At 66.7% G+C, this 20,987-nt stretch carries 18 protein-coding genes and 1 pseudogene; 9 read left to right on the top strand and 10 right to left on the bottom strand.

What is annotated here, in order from left to right; all coding sequences use genetic code 11:
- Positions 1-18 precede the first annotated feature (18 nt).
- The 3 genes from U5918_RS17455 to U5918_RS17445 all read right to left on the bottom strand — a co-directional run bounded on the left by U5918_RS17455 (position 19) and on the right by U5918_RS17445 (position 4,851).
- Positions 19-2,436: a type II secretion system F family protein gene (locus tag U5918_RS17455; protein WP_336003105.1), complete on the bottom strand. Its 2,418-nt coding sequence runs from the start codon at positions 2,434-2,436 to the stop codon at positions 19-21.
- A 1-nt stretch (position 2,437) separates the two neighbouring features.
- Positions 2,438-4,069 (bottom strand): type II/IV secretion system ATPase subunit, encoded by a 1,632-nt coding sequence (locus tag U5918_RS17450; protein WP_336003103.1) that lies wholly within the window; start codon positions 4,067-4,069, stop codon positions 2,438-2,440.
- A 125-nt stretch (positions 4,070-4,194) separates the two neighbouring features.
- Entirely contained in the window at positions 4,195-4,851 is a 657-nt protein-coding gene (locus tag U5918_RS17445) for a DUF7549 family protein (RefSeq protein WP_336003101.1), read from the bottom strand.
- A gap of 107 nt (positions 4,852-4,958) precedes the next feature.
- Between U5918_RS17445 and U5918_RS17440 the strand changes: the two genes are divergently transcribed.
- Positions 4,959-5,399 carry a DUF5793 family protein gene (locus tag U5918_RS17440; protein ID WP_336003099.1) on the top strand — a complete coding sequence of 147 codons (441 nt, stop codon included), beginning with the start codon at positions 4,959-4,961 and terminating at the stop codon, positions 5,397-5,399.
- A 49-nt stretch (positions 5,400-5,448) separates the two neighbouring features.
- Positions 5,449-6,792 carry a phosphohexomutase domain-containing protein gene (locus U5918_RS17435; RefSeq protein ID WP_336003098.1) on the top strand — a complete coding sequence of 448 codons (1,344 nt, stop codon included), beginning with the start codon at positions 5,449-5,451 and terminating at the stop codon, positions 6,790-6,792.
- Here the strand turns inward: U5918_RS17435 and U5918_RS17430 are convergent.
- Positions 6,789-7,583, bottom strand: coding sequence for a hypothetical protein (locus tag U5918_RS17430; protein WP_336003096.1), 795 nt, complete (start codon positions 7,581-7,583; stop codon positions 6,789-6,791). The genes U5918_RS17435 and U5918_RS17430 overlap by 4 nt on opposite strands.
- Positions 7,584-7,673: 90 nt before the next feature.
- On the opposite strand from U5918_RS17430, the gene cdd reads away from it, so the two are divergent.
- Positions 7,674-8,063, top strand: coding sequence for a cytidine deaminase (gene cdd / locus U5918_RS17425; RefSeq protein ID WP_336003094.1), 390 nt, complete (start codon positions 7,674-7,676; stop codon positions 8,061-8,063).
- Entirely contained in the window at positions 8,060-8,908 is an 849-nt protein-coding gene (locus U5918_RS17420; RefSeq protein WP_336003093.1) for a nucleoside phosphorylase, read from the top strand. The genes cdd and U5918_RS17420 overlap by 4 nt, the downstream gene beginning before the upstream one ends.
- 205 nt (positions 8,909-9,113) lie before the next feature.
- On the opposite strand, the gene U5918_RS17415 is transcribed toward U5918_RS17420, so the two are convergent.
- Positions 9,114-10,277, bottom strand: coding sequence for an NAD(P)/FAD-dependent oxidoreductase (locus U5918_RS17415; RefSeq protein ID WP_336003092.1), 1,164 nt, complete (start codon positions 10,275-10,277; stop codon positions 9,114-9,116).
- A 201-nt stretch (positions 10,278-10,478) separates the two neighbouring features.
- On the bottom strand, positions 10,479-11,012 hold the full coding sequence (locus U5918_RS17410) for an Rrf2 family transcriptional regulator (protein ID WP_336003091.1): 534 nt from the start codon (positions 11,010-11,012) through the stop codon (positions 10,479-10,481).
- A gap of 162 nt (positions 11,013-11,174) precedes the next feature.
- Between U5918_RS17410 and U5918_RS17405 the strand changes: the two genes are divergently transcribed.
- The 3 genes and pseudogenes from U5918_RS17405 to U5918_RS17395 all read left to right on the top strand — a co-directional run bounded on the left by U5918_RS17405 (position 11,175) and on the right by U5918_RS17395 (position 14,086).
- Positions 11,175-12,092: an NAD-dependent epimerase/dehydratase family protein gene (locus U5918_RS17405; RefSeq protein WP_336003089.1), complete on the top strand. Its 918-nt coding sequence runs from the start codon at positions 11,175-11,177 to the stop codon at positions 12,090-12,092.
- Between the two features lie 30 nt (positions 12,093-12,122).
- Positions 12,123-13,043, top strand: coding sequence for an arginase (rocF, locus tag U5918_RS17400; RefSeq protein ID WP_336003087.1), 921 nt, complete (start codon positions 12,123-12,125; stop codon positions 13,041-13,043).
- A gap of 194 nt (positions 13,044-13,237) precedes the next feature.
- Positions 13,238-14,086, top strand: a pseudogene (locus U5918_RS17395) (cyclase family protein).
- Positions 14,087-14,098: 12 nt separating this feature from the next.
- Here U5918_RS17395 and U5918_RS17390 read toward each other — a convergent pair.
- The 3 genes from U5918_RS17390 to U5918_RS17380 are packed head-to-tail and all read right to left on the bottom strand — an operon-like array spanning position 14,099 to position 16,835.
- Entirely contained in the window at positions 14,099-14,902 is an 804-nt protein-coding gene (locus U5918_RS17390) for a hypothetical protein (RefSeq protein WP_336003085.1), read from the bottom strand.
- A gap of 22 nt (positions 14,903-14,924) precedes the next feature.
- The gene (locus U5918_RS17385; RefSeq protein ID WP_336003084.1) at positions 14,925-16,178 is read right to left on the bottom strand and encodes a PQQ-binding-like beta-propeller repeat protein; all 1,254 of its coding nucleotides are present in this window, start codon (positions 16,176-16,178) and stop codon (positions 14,925-14,927) included.
- A gap of 60 nt (positions 16,179-16,238) precedes the next feature.
- A complete protein-coding gene (locus tag U5918_RS17380) occupies positions 16,239-16,835 on the bottom strand; it encodes a DJ-1/PfpI family protein (RefSeq protein WP_336003083.1) in 597 nt (198 codons plus the stop codon).
- 182 nt (positions 16,836-17,017) lie between these two features.
- Here U5918_RS17380 and U5918_RS17375 point away from each other — a divergent pair, with 182 nt between their 5' ends.
- Positions 17,018-17,236: a hypothetical protein gene (locus tag U5918_RS17375; RefSeq protein ID WP_336003082.1), complete on the top strand. Its 219-nt coding sequence runs from the start codon at positions 17,018-17,020 to the stop codon at positions 17,234-17,236.
- Between the two features lie 186 nt (positions 17,237-17,422).
- Positions 17,423-17,812, top strand: coding sequence for a DUF7344 domain-containing protein (locus tag U5918_RS17370; protein WP_336003081.1), 390 nt, complete (start codon positions 17,423-17,425; stop codon positions 17,810-17,812).
- A 745-nt stretch (positions 17,813-18,557) separates the two neighbouring features.
- On the opposite strand, the gene U5918_RS17365 is transcribed toward U5918_RS17370, so the two are convergent.
- On the bottom strand, positions 18,558-20,504 hold the full coding sequence (locus tag U5918_RS17365; RefSeq protein ID WP_336003080.1) for an SLC13 family permease: 1,947 nt from the start codon (positions 20,502-20,504) through the stop codon (positions 18,558-18,560).
- Between the last annotated feature and the right edge of the window lie 483 nt (positions 20,505-20,987).

Here is a 20,987-nt window from a genome sequence, read left to right as displayed (position 1 = left end):
GCGGGCAAGTCTGTTGCGCTAGTCGAAGGTGAACTCGACCTGGGTGGCTTCGACGCCGGGCGGATAGACGGCGTCGACCTCGCCACCGTCGTACTCGAAGGTCCGGTCCTCGTCCGTGTCCTGGTGTGGTATCAGTACGACGGTCTCCTCGCCCTCGACTTCCTGGTCCAGTTCGATCGTCACGTCCTTCGAGGTCCCGGCGGGGAGGTAGCCGCTGACGCCGATGATGTCGCCCTCCGGGGAGTTCTCGCGGACGACGATGAAGCCGCCCTCGGAGAGCGACGCGGACTCGACGGTGACCTCGTCGGTGCCACCGAACTGGCCCTGCATGTTCATCGACGCGACCGGCGAGGACAACAGGAGGAAGATGAGGTAGGCCACGGTCATCAGGATCGCTGCGTGTTTGACGCCGTCGCGGACCGATCCCTCGCCGAGCTGGCCGCCGATGAGCCCCGAGAAGAAGGCCTGCATCAGGCCGATGTGGAAGAAGATGAGGGTGTATGCGGCCTTGTCGACGCTACCGAAGCGGGCGAACTGACTCGCGTCGACGCCGAGCCGGTTGTCCGAGGGCGGCGTCGGCACGCTGTTGGGCAGGCTCGGCACCAGCACCTCCTCGACGGCGATGATGATCACCAGGAAGACCAGGAAGGCCACGTAGATGACGACCAGGTAGGTCAGCATCTGCCGGCGGCGCTGGCGTTTCATCCGCAGGTCCGCCCGCGCCTGCGTCCCCGCGATGCGCAACACGGCACCGATCGACCCGCTCGCCCGCATCGCGTTCGTCAGGAGCGTCACGGCCCGGGTGACCGGGATGGTCCGGACGCGCTGCCCGAAGCGGACCAGCGCCGCCTCGACGTTCGCCCCGAGGTTGATGTCCGCCCAGATGCGCTCGATCTCGTCGGTCAGCGCACCCAGGTCGCTCCCGCGGACGCGGTTGAAGCTCTCGACCACCGACATCCCGGCCTCGTTGAGGCTGGCCAGGCGTTCGAGCAGTTCCGGCGAGGCCGCCTCGATCCGGGTGAGTCTGCGCTTGTAGACGAACCGGACGATCGCGTAGCTCCCGAGGACGAAGAGGAGCGCCTGGACGAGCAGGTCGTCGAGGACGCGCACGTTGACCCCGACGCCGGTGAGCGCCGCGGGCAGTCTGAACAGCGTGACGACGAGCGCCAGCGGGATCGTCACGTACAAGAGCGTCGTCGGGTCGCGGAGGACCGTCTGGAAGGGCGAACTGGCGACGCGCCGGTAGCGCTGGAGCCGGTCGTAGACGGCCAGTCGCTCGAAGTTGTCGCCGATGGCCCGGGCCTGTCCGCCGTCCGCCGCGGTCACGTTCGCGTCGGTCGCCCCGCCGCTGACGAGCGAGGACGCGTCGGGGACCGAGGTCCCGTCGCTGCCGATCCCCAGGAGTTCCAGGCGCTGGTTCAGGAACACCATGAACCCGAGGTTCGCCAGCGGGATGGCCAGGTAGCCGAGCAACTGGAGGATCCAGAGCGTGTCGGTCGTCGTCAGCCCGAACACGAGCAGGATGGTGATCAGGAAGAGGGTCCCGGCGACCAGTACGGTCACGTAGGCCTCGGCGATTGTCGCCAGCAGTTCGAGTAGTTCCTCCTGGCGCTCTTCTGCCTCCTCCTGGTAGCGCTCGTACTGGTCGCGGAGGAACTGCGGGAGGCTCTGCCCGCTCTGGAGGACGCTCGAGAGGTTCTCGCTGAAGGTCTTGAACTCCTCGCTGGGCGTCCGCTGGGAGGTCCGGCGGATGGCGTTTATCATGTCGGTGCCGAACAGGTCCATCTGCCGGACGGCGACGGACATCTCGCGGGCGCTCTCGCCGTAGATCCCCTTGTTGTCCGCGAGGGTTCGCATGACGACCGGGAACGGCATCCCGCCCCGGGAGAGCGCGTAGAGGAAGGCGACGGTCCGGGCCAGGCTCTCGTTGATCCGTCGGCGGCGGGCCTCGGCCCGGCTGGCGAGCTGTTGCCACCGCATGACGTACGCGAGGACGCCCGAAATGAGTCCCGCGACGAGGCCGCCGGTCACGGCGACGGCCAGGAACACGTCCGGCGGCAGTTCAAGCGACCAGGTCGACGGCTGACCCAGGACGGCCGTCATCGTGTTCGGCAGGCCGGCCACGAGCCCCCCGATGGCCGGGATCGCGACGACGAACCCGGCGACGCCGTAGCCCCCGACGATGCCGCCCAGGACCGCGAACAGGACCGCGTAGAGGTACGACTTCGCCGCGTACGCCCGGTAGGTCTCGGGCACGTACGCGGCCTGGAGCAGTTCCTCGCGGTCGAGTCGGTCCTCGTCGACGAACCGGCCGAACGTGCCGCGTGCGATCCGGGTCAGGCGTCGGTTCACGCGGGTGCTCGACCCCGCCGCGAGCAGGAGGCTTCCGAGTGCCAGGGCGAAAAGCGCCGGGAGAAGGGCCAGTACGGAGACCATGTCAGGTCTCCACTTCGACGCCGGCGTCCTCGATCCGGTCGAGGACCTCGTCGGCGTCCGCGTAGTACTTGTTCACCATGGCCGTGAACCGCCGGTAGTCGTGGACGCCCTCCTCGCGGAGGTACCGGAGGAACTTCTTGCGGTTGCGGAGTTCGCGGAGCAACTCCGACTGGCTCCAGCCGCGCTCGTCGCGGATCTCCTCGAGCAGGTCGCTCCCGCTGTTGGTGAAGGTGTCCTCGGTCGCTTTCCAGTTGTAGGTGTTCGAGTAGTCGAGTTCGCCGGTCCGCTGGTCGATCCCCTCGATCTCGGCGAGGGTACGCATCCGCCGGACGCGCTCGCCGCCGGTCCGGGTCAGCACCTGCACGCAGAGCACGTCCAGCGACTGGACCATCGGACGCGGGACGTTGATCGGCTCGTTCTCGAGCCGGTTGATCACCGTCTGGACGCTGTCGGCGTGCATCGTCGAGAACGTCGTGTGCCCGGTGTTCATCGCCTGGAACAGGGTGATCGCTTCCTCGCCCCGGACCTCGCCGACGATGATGTATTCCGGCCTGTGGCGGAGCGCCGACCGCAGCAGGTCGTACATCGTGATGTCGTCGTCGTCCAGGCGCTCGCGGGTCACCGACGAGAGCCAGTTGTCGTGATACAGCGACAGTTCGCGCGTGTCCTCGATCGTCAGCACCTTCGAGCGCGGCGGGACGAACATCGAGACGGCGTTCATCGAGGTGGTCTTCCCGGCGGCGGTCCCGCCCGCGAACAACAGCGACCGGTTGTTCTCGATGGCCAGCCAGAGGAAGGCGAGCATGTCGAGGTTCGCCGTCCCGTACTCCAGCAGGTCGATGGGCGTGAACGGCTCGTCGGCGTACTTCCGGATGGTGAAGGCCGACCCCCGCGGCGTCACCTCCTCGCCGAGCGCGAGTTCGATCCGGGAGCCGTCTGGCAGCGTCGCGGAGACGACGGGGTCGGAGACGCTGACGTGGCGGCCCGAACGCTGGGCCAGCTGGATGACGAAGTTCGAGAGCTCCTCGCGCTCGAAGGTGACGTTCGATTCGACGTCGGTGTAGTCGTCGTGGTAGACGAAGATGGGGAGTTCGGGGCCGTCGCAGGAGATGTCCTCGACGTGGGGGTCGTGCATGATCGGGTCGATCCGCCCGTAGCCGTGAAAGCGGCGGTGCAGGTAGTAGAACAGCCGGTAATAGGTCTCGAGACCGACGTCGACGCCGTACCCCTCGAGGCGATTCTTCAGCTCCTCGCGCAGCGCCAGTTCGGGGTCGTCGGCCACCTCGTCCCGGTAGAGCAGCGGTTCGCGGATGTCCTCGGCCAGCCGGTCGAGCAGGTCCGCCTCCAGTTCGTCGAGGCGGGGTTCGACGACGTGGTAGCGGTGTTTGTCGTCGTCGTGGTCGTAGTTGATCGAGACGAACGAGAAGGGGACGTTGAGCCAGTAGCGGTCGAGTTCCTCGTAGTCGGCGAGGCCGTCGAAGGAGATGAGCCGGTCGTGTTTGTCCGGATCGTAGTTCTGGACCGGCAGCGTGGTTCCCCGGAGCAGGTCGGCGGTGTAGGAGAGCCAGCGGCGGACCTCTTCGACCCGACTGTCTCCGACGTCGTCGCCCGCGCTCGCGTGCTGTCCTGCCATAGATCGTCCCCGTCGCGTCCGTCGGTCGCGTTACTTGCGGTAACGGACCCACTTACTTAAATGCGCCACCCGTTTCCGCACGTTTAGTCACGACCGCTGATAGGTGGCGTCCGCCTGGACGTCGCTCACTCGCCGCTCGCTGGCGAGTCGTCTCCAACCGCGTCCGCCCCGTCCGCAGCGGTCGGGGTCGTCGGGTCACCTGTTTCCGCGGGCGGGGCGCCACTCGCTCCCTCGGGTGGGTCGTCGACGCGGTCCACCCGGAGCAGGGTGTACGCGAAGGCGAACTGGAAGACGACGCCGACGGGTACCAGGAGGCCCGGGAAACTGTCGGTCGCCACGCCCTCGATGGGCAGCCCACCGAACTGCAGCAGGGCGCTCGCGGCGGTGTGGAAGAGGGCGGCGACCAGCAGGAGACCGCCCATGACCCGGACCGGGTCGAGCCGCGACGTCTCGAATCGGTCCTCGAACGCGTACATTCCCAGACTCAACAGGACGGCGAGGCCGATCACGGCCGCACCGACCGTCCAGGCGGCGAAGGGGAGGGGACCCGGGGCCTCGCTGTAGAAGCCGATGGCCTCCCACGGGAACATGACGAGCGGGTTCGGGCCCGGCACTTCGATCCCGAACAGCACGCGGATCAGCAGGAAGGGGAAGTGAAATTCGATCAGCGATCCGCCCTGGATCTCCCCGAGCGAGACGGAGATCGACCAGGGGAGGAGCGCGCTCAGCCACGCGGCGAGGACGGCGAGTTCCTCTGCGTACGCCGACTTGACCCAGACCATACCAGTCCCCCGGGGCGAACTGTCAAAAATCCCCACGCCGGAACCGCCCCGTCGGTCGTAACAGGCGTTACGTTCATTGGTGCCGACGCCGTAGACGCAACTACCGAATGAGGCGCGATTACTTCACGCTCGAACTGCGCGAGGCCGGGGACGATCCAGCCGAGCAGCCGACGGTCCGAATCGAGTACGACGGCCCGTCGGACGAGCTCGAGACGCGCCTTACACCCGGAACGGACCTCGATCTCGCCTTCCGCTTCCAGACCGACGTCGAGGCGCCAGACGCCGACGGCGTACTCGCGGTCACCGAGCGCCTGACCGGCGAGTTCGTCCTCGAAGTCAACGCCGATGCCGACGCCGTCCTCGGGCTGGTCGACGCCGCGCGAGCCTACGACACGGCCGAGAGCGAGTCGCGCGGCTGCTACGCCCTCGAGATCGATATCGCGGGCGGCGACACCTACACGACCGAGGAACGGACGCTGCTCGTCTACGACGGCGACGGGAGCCTCCTCCGGAACCGCTCTCTGATTCCCTCCGGCGTCGAGCTCTGAGCCGGGCGGACCGCCGCCCTCTAAGTGGCTGTCGCTTCTTCGTCGGTGTATGACACTGTTCGGAACCGCGGGGATCCGCGGCCCCGTCGCCGACGCCGTGACGCCGGAGCTGGCGCTCGCGGTGGGTCGCGCCGCGGCGGCCGACGGCACCGAGTTCGTCCTCGGACGAGACGGCAGGGAGACGAGCGACGGCATCGCCACGGCCGTCCAGGCGGGCCTCGAGAGCGGCGGCGCGACCGTCCGCGACGTCGGCGCCGTCCCGACGCCCGCACTCGCCTACGCCTCGCAGGACCGACGCGGCGTGATGGTCACCGCCAGCCACAACCCGCCCGCCGACAACGGCCTCAAACTGTTCGTCGACGGGCAGGAGTACGACGGTGACGCCGAGCGACGGATCGACGAGCGCGTCGAGTCCGGCACGGCACCGGCGCCGTGGGACGAGTGGGGCGGCGCGTCGACGCTCGACGTCCTGGACCGGTACCGTGACGCCGTGGTGGACTACGCCGAGGGATTCGGCGCGTCGCCGGCGGACCTGACCGTCGCCGTGGACTGCGGTAACGGGATGGCGAGCGTCGCGACGCCGCAGGTGCTCCGGGCGCTCGGCGCGGACGTCCGCGCGCTGAACGCCACCGTCGACGGCCACTTCCCCGGCCGGGAGAGCAAGCCGACGCCGGAGAGCCTGGCCGACCTGCGCGCGTTCGTCGCGGACGGCGACGCCGACGTCGGCATCGGACACGACGGCGACGCAGACCGGATCGTCGTCGTCGACGCCGACGGCGACGTGGTCCACGAGGACACCGTACTCGCCGTCCTCGCCGAACGGTACGTTCGCGAGAGCGAGGCGAGCGACCCGGTCGTCGTCACGACGCCGAACGCCTCCGCGCGCATCGACGAGCGCGTCACAGCGGTCGGTGGCCGCGTCGAGCGAACGGCTCTCGGACAGCTCCACGAGGGACTCGCCGCGGTCCGCGAGGCCGGCGACGAGGAGACCGAGGCGGCCTTCGCGGCCGAGCCGTGGAAACACCTCCACACGGGCTTCGGCGACTGGATCGACGGCGTGGTCAGCGCCGCTGTCCTGACCCGATTGCTCGCGGCGTCGGGACTCGCCGGCCTCGTCGAACCCATCACCGAACGCCCCTACCGGAAGGACGACGTGGCCTGTCCCGACGAGCGAAAGCCCGCCGTCATGGTGACCCTGGAAGAGCGTCTCCCCGAAAAGTTCCCGGAGGCGACCGTCGAGACGGAGTACGGCGTCCGGCTGTCTTTCCCGGACGCGTCCTGGCTGCTCGTTCGGCCCAGCGGGACGGAGCCGTACATACGGCTCTACGCCGAGAGCGACGACGTCGACGAGTTGATGGCCGACGCTATCGCGACGGTCGAGGAGACGGTCTAGACGCCGGCGCGTTCGAGGGCGTCCCGCACTGCCTCGCGGTCGGGACCGCCACCGAGATCGAACCGGTAGCCGTCCCGCAACAGCCCGTCCGGCCGAACGACGAGCCGATCCGCGTCGAGGTCGTACGACGCCACCTCGTCCCACTCGATGAAGGTGCCGTCGACGGCAACGCCCGCGTCCGTCAGAACGACACGTTGCCGGTCGGTCCGGAGCGCGGCGAAGGAGAGCGCGCCCAGCATGACCGACCCGAGCACGGCGGCGATCGAGCCCCGATCCAGCACCACCAGCACGGCCAGCAGGCCCGCCACTGCCCCCAGGCCGACCGCCAGGGCGCCGTACGTCAACCGTCGCTCGCGCTGACTGGGTCGCGCCTCGAACCGCAACAGCACGGTCGAGCGCTCGATGCGGGCGATGGTCGTCCGATGCGTCCCCATCTCGACCAGCGCCATCGCCGGGCCGACGGCCAGGACCCCGAGCGTCGCCGGCCGCACGAACAGCGTCTGGAGGCCGATCCCGGGATTGTGGGCGAGAAGTGCGATCAACCAGACCAGCGAGGCGAGCGGCGGGAGGATCAGCGACACGGACAGCGGGGTGCTCGTCGCGATGCGTTCCGGGTCGATGCGCCCGCTCAGCGCGTACCCCAGGGCGCCGGCGACGACGCCGGTCAGCGCGAACGGGGGCCACGGGTCGGCGACCCCCGCGAAACCGGTCAGCGCGGCGACCAGGGTGCCGCCGCTGAGGGCGAGATAGGTCCCCGCGATCGACCGGGAGACGTCGGGCGAACCACGCATGTCCCCGAGTCGTCACTAGACCGTGATAAATCATCGGACCGTTCCGGCGCGGGGAAGCGTATTTGACGGGGCGCTCCGTGGCTTCCCCGCATGGAGGAGTTACTCGAGCGCGCACGCACCGCCCTGGAGCAGGCGCACGTCCCCTACTCGGAGTACCGGGTGGGGGCGGCGCTCCGGACCGCGGACGGCACGGTCTTCACCGGCTGCAATATCGAGAACGCCAACTACAGCAACAGTCTCCACGCCGAGGAGGTCGCGGTCGGGGAAGCCGTCAAGCGCGGCCACCGCGAGTTCGACAGACTCGCGGTCTCCTCGGGCGAGCGCGACGGCGTGACCCCCTGCGGAATGTGTCGCCAGACCCTCACCGAGTTCTGCGACGACGACCTGGTCGTCGTCTGCGACGAGGGCGACGCCGCACCCGAATACCGGCTGGGCGACCTGCTCCCGAACGCAATCAGCGCCGAGACCCTGGGGAAATGAGCGACGACGACGGCGGGTCGACCGACCGCGCGGCCAGCGAGGACCCGAACGACGGCGAGCAGTACCACCTCGAGGTTACCGCCGAGGACGTGGCCGACACCGTGCTCCTCCCGGGCAACCCCGAACGCGTCCCCAAGGTCACCGACGCGTGGGACGACGCCGCGGTCGTCGCCGAGCACCGCGAGTACCGGACTGCGACCGGTTCCTACGAGGGAACTCCGATTTCGGTGACCTCGACCGGCATCGGCAGTCCGTCGGCGGCCATCGCCGTCGAGGAACTCGCCCGGGTCGGCGCGGAGACGCTGATCCGGGTCGGGTCCTGCGGCGCCATCCGCGAGGAGGCGGCCGTAGGGGACCTCGTCATCACACGCGGCGCGGTCCGTCAGGAGGGGACCAGCGACGAGTACGTCCGCGAGGATTACCCGGCGGTCGCCGACCACGCGGTCGTCGCCGCGCTCGTGGCCGCCGCGGAGCGACTGGACTACGACTACCACGTCGGCCTGAGCTGCTCGACCGACTCCTTCTACGCCGGCCAGGGCCGCCCCGGCTTCGAGGACTTTTCGGCCCGCGGGAGCGACGAGCTGGTCGAGGAGTTGCGGGCGGCGAACGTCCTGAACTTCGAGATGGAGGCCAGCGCCATCCTGACGCTGGCGAACCTCTACGGCCTGCGGGCCGGCGCGGTCTGTACGGTCTACGCCAACCGCGTTACCGGCGAGTTCCGGACCGAAGGGGAGCGAAAAGCGGCGAAGACGGCCAGTCTCGCGACGCACCTGCTGGCGAAGATGGACGAGCGGGTCGCCGAGTCGGGCGCCGAGGAGTGGCACGCGGGGCTGGGGCTGGAGTAGCCAAAACGAGCATCCGCCGAGCGGCGAAGCCGCGAGGCGGTTCACCGAACGCGAGCCAGTGGCTCGCGTTCGGGAAGTTTTTGTACTAAATTTTTGCGAGTAGTGCGGGACCGGAGGTCCCGCATACCGTGCGAACGGGCGGCTTCGGCGCCCGTGAGCAAAGGGGGTCGCCGGAGGCGAATCCCCTCGAAGTAAAAATTTAGTCTTACATGTCGGGCCACGCCTTCGCGGCGCGGCCGGGGCCGGTGATGGAGGCGATCCAGCGGGCGGCGATGGCCTTCTTCAGGTTCCGGGCGAGGAACCCGCCGAAGGTCTCCATCGGGACGAACTGCACGTCGTGGGCGACGGCGTCCTCCCCGACGGAGATGGCGGTGCCCTTGCTCTTGAACGTCCAGTCCTCGAGGGGCTGGCCGCGCATCGCGCGGGCGATGTTCTCGCCGACGTGGTCGGCCGCCTCCCAGGCCGCTTCCGCGGTCGGCGGCGCGGGGTTCTCGCCGGGCTGGTCGATGAGGGCGCAGTCGCCGATGGCGAAGACGCGGTCGTCCTCCGTCTGGAAGTTCATCTCCGTGTTGATCCGGTGGTTGCGCTCGTCCTTCTCGATGTCCACGTCGCGGACGGCGTCGCGGCCGGTGATCCCGCCCGTCCACAGCAGGACGTCGTAGTCGAGTTCCGCCTCGTCGCCGATGTAGACCGTCTCCTCGTCGACCTCGCCGATGAACTCGCCGGTCATGATGTTCACGTCGAGCGCTTCCAGGCGCTTGCGCAGGGCGCCCTGCACCTCGGGATCGTTGCCCGGGAAGATCTCGTCGAGGCCCTCCACGAGGTGGATGTCGATGGGGGCGCGGTGATCGTCGCGGAACTCGGCGATCTCGCCGGCGCTCTGGATGCCCGAGAGACCCGCGCCGCCGACGACGACCTGTGCGGGGTCGGACTGGGAGGCCTCGCGGGCGGCCTCCTTGAGGTCGTCGTGGATGCCGAGCGCGTCGTCGAGGCTCTTCAGCGTGTGGGCGTGTTCCTGGAGGCCGTCGATGCCGAAGAAGGCGGTTCGGGAGCCGATCCCGACGAGGAGGTAGTCGTAGTCGACCTCGGAGCCGTCGTCGAGTTCGACGGTCCGGTCGTCGGTGTCGACGTCCGCGACTTCGTGCTGGAGGAAGCGCGTGCTCGGGGACTTGATGTCTTCGACGGGGATCGTGATCTTCTCCTGAATACTGGGGTCGCGGATACAGCGGTGGGACTCGTGGAGAACGAGGTGGTAGTCGACGTCCGAGATCCAGGTGATGTCCGCGTCCGATCCGACTTCCGATTCGAGACTCTTGATCGCGCCTGCCCCGGCGTAACCGGAGCCGAGCACGACGACGTCGTCGGTCATACCCGGACCTGCGGAGTCACCCGATACAAAGGCTTTGAAATCCCCATCCCGCTGTCGTCAGGTTTATCCGATCGCCTCCCTCCCTGGAGAGGGTATCCGCGGAGCAGCGGCTTCGAGACCGGTGGTTTCGAACGGGCGTCGAAAAGTACGTCCGCGGGACGAACGGTTCGTCGGAACCGAACGAGCGGCCGATCGCGGGGGTTACTTCTCGACTTCGCCGACGGGCGCCTTCATGTCGTCGATGGTGAGGATGAGGACGTTGCTCGTGTCGTCTTTCCCCTCGATGGTGCCGATGATGCGGAGCTTCGAGAGCGGCGTCGGGCCGACGGTCATCGTGTCCCCCTCGTGGAACGCCGAGATGGAGCCCTGGAGCTTGATCTCGGCGCGGCACTCCTCGGGGTGGTGGACGCTCGTCAGGTCGATCTCTTCGACGTTCGCGCTGGGCACGGCCTCCCCGTTGTGTTCGAGGGGGACGTCGGCGGCCTCGTCCATGTTCTGGACCTGGAGGGCCTCGTAGGCGTTCGAGGTCGGCTTGTAGCCACCTTTGGGGCCGGGTACGCCCTCGACCAGCTGGAGAGCCTTCAGGCTCTGCATCTGGTTGCGGATGGTGCCGGGGTTCCGGTCGACCTGTTCGGCGATGTCCTCACCCTTGACGGCGGACTCGGACTGGCGGTGGAGGTTCACCAGCTCCTGGAGGATGTTCTGCTGACTCGGTGTGAGTTCGATTGATGACATTACTGGTCGTTCGTCGTAGCTTTCCATAAAGCCGGCGGGTGTCGGTCCCCATAGAGACACGTTCGCGTCCCGAATCGCGCGATCGACGCAATATTCGCGTAACGTCCACGCAGATACTCCTCGAAACGATACGCATTTGACGAGCGACTGAGACGTCCAGGTATGGAGACGCAACGCGTACTGGTGACGGGGGGCGCCGGGTTCATCGGGTCGAACCTGGCCAACCACCTCGCCGCCGACAACGAGGTTATCGCCCTCGACGACTGTTACCTCGGGACGCCCGAAAACCTCGACGAAGGGGTCGAGTTCGTCGACGCGAGCGTCCTCGAGGACGACCTGCCGGTGGACGTGGACGTCGTCTTCCACCTGGCCGCCCTCTCCTCGCTGAACATGCACGAGGAAGACCCCCAGAAGGGCGCCCGCGTCAACGTCGAGGGGTTCGTCAACACCGTCGAGCAGGCCCGGGAGGCCGGCTGCGAGACGGTCGTCTACGCGACGACCTCGTCGATCTACGGCAGCCGGACCGAGCCCTCGCCCGAGGACATGCCCGTGGCCGTCAACACCGGCTACGAGGCCTCGAAGCTCGCCCGCGAGCGCTACGGCGAGTACTTCGCCAACTACCACGACATGAACGTCGCCGGCCTGCGCTTCTTCTCGGTCTATCAGGGCTACGGCGGCGCGGAAGAGCACAAGGGCGAGTACGCCAACGTCATCGCCCAGTTCGCCGACGACATCGCCAGCGGCGAGGCGCCCGTCCTCTACGGCGACGGTGAGCAGACCCGCGACTTCACGCACGTCGATGACATCGTCCGCGGCATCGAGGCGACCGCCGATAACGAGTTGACCGGTGTCTACAACCTCGGCACGGGCGACGCCTACAGCTTCAACACCGTCGTCGAGATGCTCAACGACGAACTCGGGACCGACGTCGACCCCGAGTACGTCGAGAACCCCATTCCCGAGGACGTCTACGTCCACGACACCTGCGCGGACATCTCGAAGATGCGGGCCGCGACCGGCTGGGAGCCCGAGATCGACTTCGAGGAGGGCATCGAGCGGGTCTGCGCCCAGTACCAGTAGTAAAGTAGGTTCGCGAGAGTTTCCTGTGGCATGGAGCGAGACGTGCGGATCATCGGCGTGCCGATGGACCTCGGGGCCGACCGGCGCGGCGTCGACATGGGTCCCTCGGCCATCCGTTACGCCGGGCTGGCAGACGCCGTCGAAGCCCTGGGCACGAACTGCACCGACGCCGGCGACGTACAGGTGCCCCGGCCAGAAGAGATGGACCCCGATGCGGGCGCCCCTGCTGACGGCGACGCGAAGTTCCTCGCCGAGACCGAGGCCGTCTGCACGAAACTCGCCCACGAGATCGGCGAGACCGTCGCCGCCGGCGAATTCCCCCTGATTCTGGGCGGTGACCACTCCATCGCCATCGGCACCGCAAACGGGATCTCCCACTCGCGGGAGACCGGCATCGTCTGGTTCGACGCCCACGGCGACTTCAACACCCCGGCGACCACGCCCAGCGGGAACGTCCACGGGATGAGCCTCGCCGCCCTCCTCGGGAAGGGCGAGTTCGCCGATTCGGGCTGGGCGCTCGCCCCGAACGTCCCCGAGGAGAACGTCGCGCTCGTCGGCCTCCGAAGCGTCGACGAGGGCGAGCGAGAGAACATCCGCGAGAGCGACGTGACCGCCTACACGATGACCGACATCGACGACCGCGGCGTGACCGACGTCGTCGAGGAGGCCCTCCAGATCGCCTCGGACGGCACCGACGGCGTCCACGTCAGCCTCGATCTGGACTGGCTCGATCCCACGGAGGCCCCCGGCGTCGGGACCCCCGAACGCGGCGGGGTCTCCTACCGGGAGGCCCACGCGTCGATGGAACTCGTGGCCGAGTGCCTCGCCGACAGCGACCGGCTGACGAGTCTCGAACTCGTCGAGGTCAACCCGATCCTCGACCAGCACAACCAGACCGCGGAGCTGGCCGTCGAACTCGCCGCGAGCGCGCTCGGGAAGGTCATCCTCTAAATTTTACGTCGTCGGGTTGCGCGCAGGGCGCGCAACCACTCCTCGCAAAATTTAGTTCAAAACGTCCTTCTCGCTCCCTCCGGTCGCGAGAAGTGAACCGCGCGCCACAGGCGCGCGGATGCAAGTTTCCCAAACCCGGGACAACCCCTTCCGCTGGGTAAAGTTCCTTGTCGTGAAGTATCGAAGCGTTCTGCATGGACTTCGCGGACAGGCGGCTCATCGACCTCAGCGTCGGCCTCGAACCGGGCGTCGCCAGCGAACCGTTCCCGCCGAGCATCGACTACATGAACCACGAGGAAGGCGGTGCGCAACTCGCCGCCAATCTCCAGGCGATGGGCCACGACGTCGACGTCGAGGAGTTCCCGGACGGCCAGGGCCTCGCCTTGGAGGAGGTTTCGGCCATCACCCACGCCGGGACGCACCTCGACGCGCCGTGGCACTACGGCCCGGACTGTGGCGGCGAGTCGTCGAAGACGATCGACGAGATCCCCCTGGAGTGGTGCTGCGGGAACGCCGTGATCCTCGACGTCACCGACCTCGACGCCGGCGAGGAGATCACCCCGGAGGTGATCGAGGATCGCCTCGACGATTTGGGCCACGACCTCTCGGCCGGCGAACTGGTCTTCCTGGAAACAGGCGCGGACGACCTGTGGGGCGATCCAGACTACCTGACCGAGTTTCCGGGCATGGGCGCCGCGGCGACGAAACACCTCGTCGAGCGCGGAGTGAAAGTGATCGGCACCGACGCTTACGGGTTCGACAAACCGTTCGACGAGATGGGCCGGCGTCCTGCCGAACCGTGTGAGGCAGGGCTCGGGTGACGACCGGAGGGAGTCAGCCGGCGCTACGTCGAGAGCCGGGACGAGGCGGAACTCTGGCCCGCTCACTTCGCCGGCCGCGAGGTCGAGTACTGCCAGATCGAGAAGATGGCGAACCCCGACGACCTCCCCCGCCGGACGGACGTCCCCGTCGTCACCTTCCCGGTGAAGATCGAAAACGCGAGCGCCGGGTGGGTCCGGCCCGTGGCGATGATCGAGGAGTAGGGCAGCGACGGGTCAGACGCGGTCGGCGTCGGCTTCCGCGTCCGACGGGCCCGACGGATCGGTCCAGTGGGCCAGCACGGTCATCGTCGCGATCTGGGGGACGACGACGAGCACCGTCGCGAGTCCGCCGCCGAAGAAGGCGAACTGCCGCGAGAGACCGAACACACCGAGCAGAACGAGAAACAGCGCGAGCGAGATACCGTAGCCCCGCATGCGCTGCCAGCTATTCCGGATCGCGACCGGGAGCGACGCACCCCGCACGAGCAGTGGAAACGCGACGAACAGGCGCACCGCGACGAAGAGAGTCAGGACGAAGACCGGCAAGAGGAGGACGGGAGCCGTCCGGACGAGCGCGTAGAGCAGGAGCAGGGCCAGGCCGAATCCGGCCACGTAGCCGACCGCGCGTACCGCCGCACCCGCATCGAGCGAGCGAAGACCCGGCCGGAGCCCGCCCTCGTACATCCCGGCGACGGCGACCGCGCCCGCCAGTGCGGTCGTGCCCGTCGTCACGGCGGCGAACACTGTCCGCTCGGCGAGCCAGTGGAGTTTGAGTCCCCACAGAGCGGACAGCGGCGTCGTCACGCGTCGCTGTTCGACCGGCACGATCGGAAAGGCCAGGTCGACGCCGCTGCCCGTCACCGACCGGGTCTTCGTCACCGGAACCGGATCGGCGAGCATGGCCTGCTCTACCCCCACGATCACGAAACCAGCGGCGAGGAAGGGAATGAGCAGGGTGGGGCGACTGAGAAAGACGCTGGTTCCGTAGCTCAGTGCCTGCGTAACGCCACCTCCACCTGTCTCGTCACGTGCCGACATACCGGGAACGCGGTACGGCACGTCAGGTACCTCCGTAAGCGGTGATAGAGCGCCCGTCAGTGAGGTAGAACCGACCGTCACCGACAGCCGGCTGGGAGACCTGCGCGTCCCGTTGGATCTGCCAGAGCGGGTCCCCCGTCGCGGCGTCGAACGCGCGGAGACTGTGGTTGTCGGGTTGCAAGACGACGTCGCCAGCGACGGCCGGCCCGTCTTCGTCCTCGCTGATGCCCGAGAGCGAGGCGTCCCACAGACGGTCGCCGGTAGCAGCATCGAGCGCGATGAGCCCGTCAGTTTCGTCGTCGAGCAGTCCGGACCCCACGGCGTAGACGGCATCGGACGTCACAGACGGTGGTGTCACGTATCGGCCGTACTCGCCCACCGGCTGGCCCCTCGTCCAGCGTTCGTCACCGCCGTCAGGATCGAAGGCCGTCACCCCCGTCTCATGAGCGAGATACACCGACCCGTTCGCGACGGTCGGCTGTCGTTCCTGCCGGACCGCGGGCGTCGGCGCGGTCCACCGCTGGGTTCCATCGGCGACCGCGTATTCCGAGAGACTCCCGTCGTAGGCGACGGTAAACAGACGACCATCGACGACAGCGGGGCGAGCGGCGAGTGCGTCGAACGTCGTCCGCCACTGTATCGATCCGGAACTGGCCTCGACGGCAACGATGCCGTCGTCGACCGTGAACACGCGTTCAGCCGCCGCGACGGGCGGTGACTGCCAGCCGCCGCCGAAACCCATCGACGTGAGGATCGACTCGTCCGGCTGTTGCCCCGTCGACCAGCGTTGTGACAGCGCGCCACCATCGACCACCGGCAAGTCTGGACCCCCATCGATTCCGACTGCCCGGAGCCCGTCCTCCGATGCGGCGACGAGACTCGGCGTCACGTACGCCCGGGCGGAGGCGACTGCCGGGGTGGACAGGAATTCGGTGGCGTTGTTTTCAGACCCGATTCGAAACACGCGGTCGCCGGACTCGACGTCGAACGCGGTGAGCGACTGCCGGGCCACGAACACCCGACCGTCGTGCAGGATCGGCGCGGGCGTCGTGAAGCCCAGACTCTCGAACTCGTGCGTCCACAGCTCGGTTGGTTGCTCCCGCGGCACGCTCGCGTCGGGGGCGTGGGCGGTCCCCGCGGCGTCGTGGCGGTACATCGGCCAGTCGGAACCATCGAAATCGTCGTCACCGGCGGCGACGAGCGCCCCGGCACCGATCCCGAGGGCACCGAGTCCCGACAGCAGGGCGCGTCTGGAGAGTGGAGGGCGGTGTGGCACGCGGAGCGATTTCGCCGCCACCGTAGACAACCTTACGGTTCAGTGAAGGGTTCGCTCGTCCTAATCGTCCGCCGCCACGGCCGGTTCGCCGTGTTCGATTTCGGTGCCCAGCAGGTCGAGGAACTCGGCGAGCCACTCGACGTGGTCGCTCCAGTCCTGCGCCGTGACGAGGTTCCGGTCCCGGGTCACCTCGTCGACCCACGAACAGCCCGCTGCCTCGGCCTCGGCGCGCACGGCCGGATAGGTCGTCATCTCGTAGCCGTCGAGCACGTCGGCGGCCGCGAGGATCTGCGGGCCGTGACAGAGCGACGCCACGGGCTTGTCTTCCTCGAAGAAGTGTTGAACCGTCTCGATCACCGCGTCGTAGGTGCGCAGGTACTCCGGCGCCCGTCCGCCGGGGACCACCAGCGCGTCGTAGTCGGCCGGGTCGATCTCGGCCATCGTCTCGGTCACCTGGAAGTCGTGGCCTCGCTCCTCCAGGTAGGTCTGGTCGCCCCGGAAGTCGTGAATCGCCGTCTTGCAGGCGTCACCCGCCGCCTTCTCCGGGCAGACCGCTTCCACCTCGTGGCCCACGGCCTGGAGGGCCTGGAAGGGCACCATCGTCTCGTAGTCCTCCCCGAAGTCGCCGACGATCATGAGAATCTGCTTGCCAGTCATGGTGTCTCTGTGTTCGTTCAGAACACGTTCTATGATACCGTTACCCACGAGTATAAAGGTAGTCGCGCGAGGGCGAGGGGTTCGTCGACTGCCCCGCCAGCGAAGCTTAAATACCGGCCGCGCCTATGGGGGTCGAGACCGCGGGGCGTGACACGGCCCCGCAGTCGGCGACTCACCAGCCCATGACGACAAAAACCGACGACAGCGCGAGTTCCGCCACGGACGACTTCGAATCCGCACTCCAGACGCTCGTCCTGGAGTCATTCGCGGCCGGGGAGACGGTCGCCGGGACGTGGACCGTCACCTCGTCCTCCTCGGTCGTCCCGAGCTGGCGGGTGACCATCGAGAAGACCGACGAGGCGACGCTCTCGCGGGACTCGACCGTGTTCCTCGACGAGTAGCGTCGGGCGAGCAACTGGTACGGATCGGGTCCGAAGCGGTTCGCGAACCGCCGCGACAGCGACTCTCGGATACGCAAGTGGTGCCATCGGGTACCGACGTTTAAGCCGCCGACCGTCAATGGCCGACCAGTGCTCGGATCCAGGGGGTCGACGGGACTCCCGAGTGACCCGGGCGCGGAGTATCCGATGCCGACAACAGAACCCAACAGCAACCCGGGCCGCGAGGGCGCGCTCTCGACGACGACCGTCTGCGGCCTGCTCTCGAACGAGCGGCGGTTGCGGACCTTGCAGCACCTCTCGCGCGCCGTCGGCGCCGTCGCGATCCCCGACCTCGCCGATCACCTCGCCCTCGCGGAGGGCGAGCACACGAGAGAACACGTCGAACGGGTCTGTACCAGCCTCGTTCACGTTCACGTCCCGAAACTGACCGACGCCGGCGTCGTCGAGTACGACTCGGACGAGGAGACGCTTCAGTTACTGCCGGCCGCCGACGTCGTCGCCCCGTATCTGGACCTGGCGGCCCGCGAAACGAGGTCGCCGCGGAGCGACGGCTCGAAATCGAAGAGCCGATCGTAAACGTCGTTTCGGCGGTTTCTTTTGCGATTTCGCGGTCTACGGGCCGGGTCCGTCACAGTGAGGGGAGTAGTCGCGTCGCGGATCACCGTGAAATGTACACCCGGAACACTACCGGGCGAGTTTCTACTAGTAGGCTCAGTGAATGTGACATTCTACCAAAAGGACTCTATCCTATGCCGTGAAATCGGTGGCGCACACGGGTCTATGCATTCAACGAATTTGTCGTGTAATGATTGCAGAAACACCTATGCATATCAATTTGTATTCGATTAGCAGATGGCAAAGATTTTTCAAAATGTTGATATTGGGATCGTCATTTCCACTCCGAAGTGGATCAGTGATCATCCGATCTCAGAATTATTGCTGTGATCCAGCTCCCGGCTGTTGCGGCGAAAAGGATCACTGTGACCGTAAGTAATCCGTCCAGCTTCGGCCGTGTTTTCGGTACGCCAGGATACAAGCCAAAGAAGTATAAAGATGTTATCACGAGAGAGAATAGAAATACAGCTGTGACCATAGTCGCATAGGGATGCTTGTAGAAGACGGTTCGTGGATCCATTATTCGTTAGCAGTCCTCATCAGTGTCAAGTTGAGGAAACGGCATTAATGGTTCCCCTCAGAGTGACTCGTCAGTCAATCGTGGGTCCGAATCGATATGTTTCAATAGAACTTCGTTAGTCGGTAACCACCTACCGGTTCGGCTCTGTGCGTTGCGATATCCCTGCTAGTTCTCCACTCCTCCTGATTATACCCCCCAAAAGAATGCGATACCGACTGTCGTGACGACAGTCAGTATCAATTGTAATGGCGCTCCGACGCGTGCGAAATCCGTGAATTTGTATCCGCCTGGGCCGTAGACCATGAGGTTGGTCTGGTAGCCGACGGGGGTCAGGAGCGGGGTGCTGGCGGCGAAGGTCACGGCCATTACGAACGCGAAGGGATTGGCGCCGAGTTGGCTGGCGACCTCGACCCCGATTGGCAACAGCAATACGACGCTGGCGGAGTTGCTGACCATCTCCGTGATGACCGCGGTCCCAAGGTAGAACAGCCCCAGAACCGCGATCACGGGAAGGAGCTCACTGACGGAAACGACGAGGTCGGCGATGAGGTCCGCCGTGCCCGAGGCCTCGACTGCGATACCAAGCGGGATGACACCCGCCACCATGAAGATCACTTCCCAGTCGATGGCTTCGTATGCGTCCTCGGGCGTGAGGATGCCCGTGAAGAACATCGCCGCGACGCCCGTCAGCGCACTCGTCATCAGCCCGAGGACGTCGAGTGCTGCGAGTCCGAGGGCGCCGGCGAGGATTCCCAGCGCGATGGGGATCTTCGAACGGTCGAAATCCTCCCATCTGTCCTCACCCCCGATAGCGACGTTCGTGTCCCGCGCGATGCGATCGAGTACCTGGTCGGGCGCCTGGACGAGGATGACGTCGCCGGCCTGCAACCGGACCTCTCGGAGGCGCTGGCGGATCACCTCGTCGCCGCGCCGGATCGCCAGCACTGTCACGTCGTAGTCGCGCTCGAAGTCTGCAACTCCGCTGCGCCGACTCGACCAGGGGCCGGGCAATAGCACGACTTCGGTGAGTTCGATCGCCTCGTCGGAGGCCTCCTCGGCCGTCTCGTCGCCGTCCTCCGCCGTGTCTTCGCTCGAGGCCTCGTCCTCGGCGAGAGAGTCGCTGCGTTCCGCGTCGAGCGACTCCCAGCCGTGACGCCGTGGCGAGAAGCCAGGCGGGAGGGACGCATCGTCCTCCGTGGCCGCTTCCATGACCTCCGGTAACAGCTGCACGTGGTCTTGCTCGATGACCTCCTGGAGGGTTTCCTGGTCGGCCCTGACAGAGAGGACGTCGCCAGCCTGGATCCGTTCCGATCCGAGTCCCCGGGCGATCGTCCGGTTGCCACGAACGATCTGGAACACGTCGAGGTCCAGATCTTCCTCGCTCAATTCACCGACCCGGGAACCGACGAGCGGCGAGTCCTCCATGACGACGACGTCGGTGAGGTAGTCGGTCATGCCGAACGCGTCGGTGGGCGACTCAGTCGGCTCGATCCGTGCTGGAGTGAGGTATCGACCGACGGTGAGCAGGTACACGATCCCCACGAGCAAGACGATGGCGCCCAGGTGTGTGAACTCGAGCAGCGCGAAGGGCTGTGCGTCGGGACCGCCTACCTGGACCCACACCTCGCTCGCCAGGAGGTTCGTTATCGTCCCGACGACGGTGAGCATGCCGCCGAGCATCGAGGCGAACGACAGTGGTATCAGTAGCTTCGAGGGGGACGTCTTCGTTTGCCGAGCGAGATTCATTATCGCCGGTATCAACACGGCGACGACCGAGACGTTGCTGACGACTCCGCCCGGCGGCCCGGAGAGAGTGACCGTAGCGAGCAACTGTTTGAACTCGTTGTCCCCGGCGAAGGCGATCAGTTTCCGCGTGAGTATCTGGATGACGCCGGTCCGTCGGACGCCCTCGCTCAGAACGAACATCGCCAGCACCGTGAGCGTCGCCGGATTCGAGAACCCCGAGACGCCCTCCGCTGGTGACACGCCGGTCCACTCGCCGAGGAGGACGAGTGCGACCACGAGACCGACCGCGGTGGCGTCGATCGGTACCGGCTGGGTGACGAAGAGGACGAAGACGATGGCGATGATCGCCAGTACGACGGCCACGTCGGGCGAGACTGGCAGCTGCACGGGGAGTTGCTGTAGAGGGAGACTATTGTTCCATAACAAAAGAAAAAAGAGAGGACTCATCTATTTTCTCTCCTCCGGGAGTTGTTCGACTGATCACATAGAATTTGTGCTATATGCAGCACGGATACCCAAACCTGATAGATGTGAGTCCTTCCGCCGGACCTCGTCTCTGGAGCGTCGTCGTCAATGATTTCAGAATTCCGATGAAAAAGAGGGGCCAATACGGAAGAACTTGCCTCAACGATAGACGGTGCTTGAAGTGACTTATATCATTTATACGTGTTACCAGTAGCACACTCAAAATGTACACCCGGAACACTAACGACCGGCCTCATCCGGGGCGGTGTGCCCTGTCGGCCGGGAAACCCTCGTGCCGGGTGGGGGACGCGATAGCGTCCCCAAATACGCGAGGCGGCTTGCGGCCGCCACTCGTGTGTCGCGTGCCCGGGTTCTCCGCGTGGTCATCGCGCCCAGATGGGTGTG

Origin of the sequence: Halorientalis sp. LT38, assembly GCF_037031225.1 — an archaeon.
Taxonomy (GTDB): Archaea; Halobacteriota; Halobacteria; order Halobacteriales; family Haloarculaceae; genus Halorientalis; species Halorientalis halophila.
Note: the sequence above shows the minus strand (reverse complement) of the source record. Positions and strands in the feature narration are given on the sequence as shown.